The sequence below is a fragment of the Dyadobacter jiangsuensis genome (genome assembly GCF_003014695.1).
Lineage (GTDB): Bacteria > Bacteroidota > Bacteroidia > Cytophagales > Spirosomataceae > Dyadobacter > Dyadobacter jiangsuensis.
Genome location: NZ_PYAS01000039.1, coordinates 1 through 3,530 on the forward strand (window position 1 = coordinate 1; position 3,530 = coordinate 3,530).

Here is a 3,530-nt window from a genome sequence, read left to right on the forward strand (position 1 = left end):
GAGTAAAATATCCCGCGGGCTGCCGGCTGGTTTCCATAGCCGGGAAAGGTTCCCGGTTCATAGTTTCCGTACCCGGCGTTGATGTCGATTTGCTGCGCGTGGCTCTCTGCCGAGACAAGCAGGGAAAGTCCAAGAAGCGCTAATCCAAGGTAGTAGTTTGTTTTTTTCATGATTTTAAGTTTAAAAGCTGGTCATGGCTTCAGTTAATTTTTGAATACCTGAATGATTATATTGTTGTTGCCATTGTCGGCCACTACTTCCCCGCCCGATAGGTCGGGGATGAAAGCCCTAAATGGATAGCCTCCGGGAACAGCCGCTGCGGGGATGGTCAGGTTGGCCGTAATGCTATTCCCCAATGGCGAGGCGGCGATATCACTGTTGGTGGTCAGCGTGTAGTAAGTACCTGAGTTGGTGATGGTCCATTCGGTGGCCGAAGCGCCGGTGAGGGCAATGGTCGAGGTAGGGGTTGGCTTATAGATGCGTATGGTGATTAGATCAGAGGCAATGGTTCCTGCGCGCATGTTTCTGACGCGTACGGTAAATGGCCTGACTGTTTCGGTATTCGAGAAAGTCACATTGCCCATGATGATGAATGGCCGCAGATCGGGCGTGGTGGCTAGCTCCTGTGTAGAGCCGATGGCTATCTGTGTGATGGCCGCGCCAGCCGGTACGACGCCGGTCAATGTACTGTTCTCGGCTACGCCTGTTGCATTTGCAGCCCCGCTCAAATCGAGCCATTGGGAGCCGTCCCATCCAACGAGCCTGAGGTTTGCGGCTGTGGATTCGAAACCAGAGACATTTGGGATCGATACGGTGACATCCAGGTCATTGGTGGAAGGTGTGACGGCAACCCAGTCCCAACTACCGAGGGTGTATACACGTTTGATGGAAGGGGATGGGGTGTTGGAAGCCTCCCCGAGGTCTGCGGCGTAGGCCACGCTGATATGGGCGGTATTTGCGGGTGCCGAGATCCGCAATGTTCTCAGATCGGAATTGTTTCCCACCGGGAATATGAAAGTGGAATTGCCGATCTTGGAAACATATCCGTCCACGTGCTGTGCGTCGGTGAGCCCGCCCGTGTAAGTCGCCCCTGCCTGAAACCTGAGCGCGCCATTGGCCGTGTTGGCGCGCACGGTATTGGTTATCCCGTTTTCGAACGACGCAATGGTAAACACGTTGGCGCCTGCTGTATTGGTGATATTAAATGCGCTTGCCGATCCGTTCTTCAAGGCCAGTGTGGAAAAATTAGGAGCAACACTGCCACTGATTCCCTGCACGCCTGCTATTCCTGCCGGGCCGTTGAAATTGTCAGTGCTTCCGCCGGTGCCATTGGCATTATAGCTGTTATTAACACGCAACGAGTTGGCATCTGTCTCATAGTGGTTGAAAACAGCGCCCGATGAAGCCGTATAAGCGGCGGGCGCGGTGGCTGTAACGGCGGTGTATGTACCACGGTTGGTAACTGACCCATAATTATTGAAAGTAGCCCCGTCAATGACAAGCTGCGCATGGGCTAGCTGGTTTCCCAACAGCAATGCCATCCCTGTCATGAGGCTGATGTATTCTTTTTTCATCGTGAAAGCTGTTTAAATGAAGACTGTATCTTACAACTCCCCGACTAGTTCAAGTAGGTTACATCCAGGTTGGACGAAATGGTACCACAAATTTGGTAGGCACTGGCAGGAGCACCGTTGTTATACCATCTGGTTGCTCTTACATCGAATGTGTGGTTTCCTGCGGTAACGGTGCGAACACCGGACAAAGTCAATTCGAAGTGACCGCTCACTTCGGTCTGGATGATAATAAAGATGCCGCTTGCCACTCCGTCGATATATATCTCAAAGCGGTTAAACGGGCTGTAACCTGTCCATGCAGACACGTCGTCGACACCAAGTACGTAGTTGATAAATGCGGCCTTTTGACTGGGGAAATTGATTACATTGGTCGTATTTGAAACCGTTGTATAAGATCCTTCCGTCACTCCGAAAAAGGCGCTTGGCTGCGCACCATTTCCAATGGGCACTGCATATGAAGCCGTTTGAGTGGCGGTACTCGCGCCCGATCCCGCAGGGGCCTGCCAGCTGGCGATACCCGCCGCGTCAGAAGTCAATACTTTTCCGGCACCCTGGGTACCATCCTGAATGGCTACATTGCCCACCACGTGCAATTTGGCCGCAGGAGTGGTAGTGCCTATTCCTACATTTTGCGCCATGGCCGCAGAGGCAGTAAGGCCCATCATCACTCCAAGCAAGTAGATTTTCTTTTTCATTCGGATTTTAAGTTTTTGATTAAAGAAATAATTAATGACGATGCACTGTCCGAGTGCGCAGGTCGGTCAAGCGGGCAGTGCATCATTACAGGGAAGAGTCAGCGTATCACAATTTGTAAACGAGCTCTCGCCTGGTGAATACTTGTACACAATTCACCACAAATGTCGTTTGCCTAATTGGATTGTTTTGAGACGCTTTTTTGTATTTTTGAGGTGACTTTTGGGGTGCAGGGGAGAATGAAAATTGTAGTTGCTTGCCGAAAAATGTGCGCTCACTGAGCCCTAAAGGACAGCGGCTTTCTGTGCAAGTTCGATCCTGTCTGCTACGTTCATTTTAAGGCAGATCCGCTTCTTATAGGTGCTGACAGTATTGCATTTCAGTTTGAGGGTGTAGGCGATTTCTTTGGTGCTTTTGCCTTGGGCTACTTCCCGCATCACCATCAATTCTCTTGGCGAGAGCTTTTCGACAGATTCGATGTCTTCCAGGCGGTGCGACGGTTTATTTTTGATCAGGGAAGTTTGCAATTCCAGGTTCAGATATTTTCCTCCTGCTGCGATTCGCTCGATTGCTTTTTGCAGCTCGGGAATCTTAGCATTTTTCATAATGAACCCGTCCGCGCCGGCTCGCAGAACCGGAAGTGCGTACAACCTTTCCGCTAATCCCGAATAAAGCAGGATGGAAACGTCGTTCCGAACAGCTTTAATGGTTTCTACAATATCCGCAACGACCCGGTTGCCAATTTTTAATTCGCTGATAACTACCTGAATGTCCGCATTGCTTTCAAGGATAGAAAGGGCCGTTTCGACACAACTGGCTTCATAAAGGCAGTAGTGCTCGGAAACTGTTTCAAGCATCACGCGCATGCCGGCGCGTAACATCGTCTGATCATCGATAATTAATATGTTCAACATTGTGAAGGGGGTTTATGTTGAAAAAAATCTTTACTACCGCTCTTGCGGGTGCTAAAGGGAAAGTGGCAAGCGTTGCGCCATATTCTTCGGATCGGGGAGATTGAAAGCCTTTAACCAGTCTGATAACGGTGTGGACGAGTCTGTCAGGCAATGGATTATTTGCCAAGAAACAGCTCGGCGATAATTTGCCGAGCTGTAAAAAAACACTACGATAAATTAGGCATTGATTAATTCTGCTATCTAACGATAACCAACTTTTGTGTGTTTAGTGCTCCATTCCGGTCAGTGATTTTAAGCACATAGTTTCCTGCTATCAGCTTTCTCACGTCGATCCCGTCCGGTGAAACAG

3 protein-coding genes are annotated in these 3,530 nt (G+C 49.9%); all 3 read right to left on the minus strand.

Annotated features, from left to right (window positions below):
- Window positions 1-203 precede the first annotated feature (203 nt).
- The 3 genes from CLV60_RS34005 to CLV60_RS34015 all read right to left on the minus strand — a co-directional run bounded on the left by CLV60_RS34005 (window position 204) and on the right by CLV60_RS34015 (window position 3,181).
- Window positions 204-1,574 (minus strand): hypothetical protein, encoded by a 1,371-nt coding sequence (locus tag CLV60_RS34005; RefSeq protein WP_106599841.1) that lies wholly within the window; start codon window positions 1,572-1,574, stop codon window positions 204-206.
- Between the two features lie 44 nt (window positions 1,575-1,618).
- Window positions 1,619-2,269, minus strand: a complete 651-nt coding sequence (locus CLV60_RS34010) for a hypothetical protein (protein ID WP_106599842.1) — start codon at window positions 2,267-2,269, stop codon at window positions 1,619-1,621.
- 282 nt (window positions 2,270-2,551) lie between these two features.
- Window positions 2,552-3,181: a response regulator transcription factor gene (locus tag CLV60_RS34015; RefSeq protein ID WP_106599843.1), complete on the minus strand. Its 630-nt coding sequence runs from the start codon at window positions 3,179-3,181 to the stop codon at window positions 2,552-2,554.
- Window positions 3,182-3,530 lie beyond the last annotated feature (349 nt).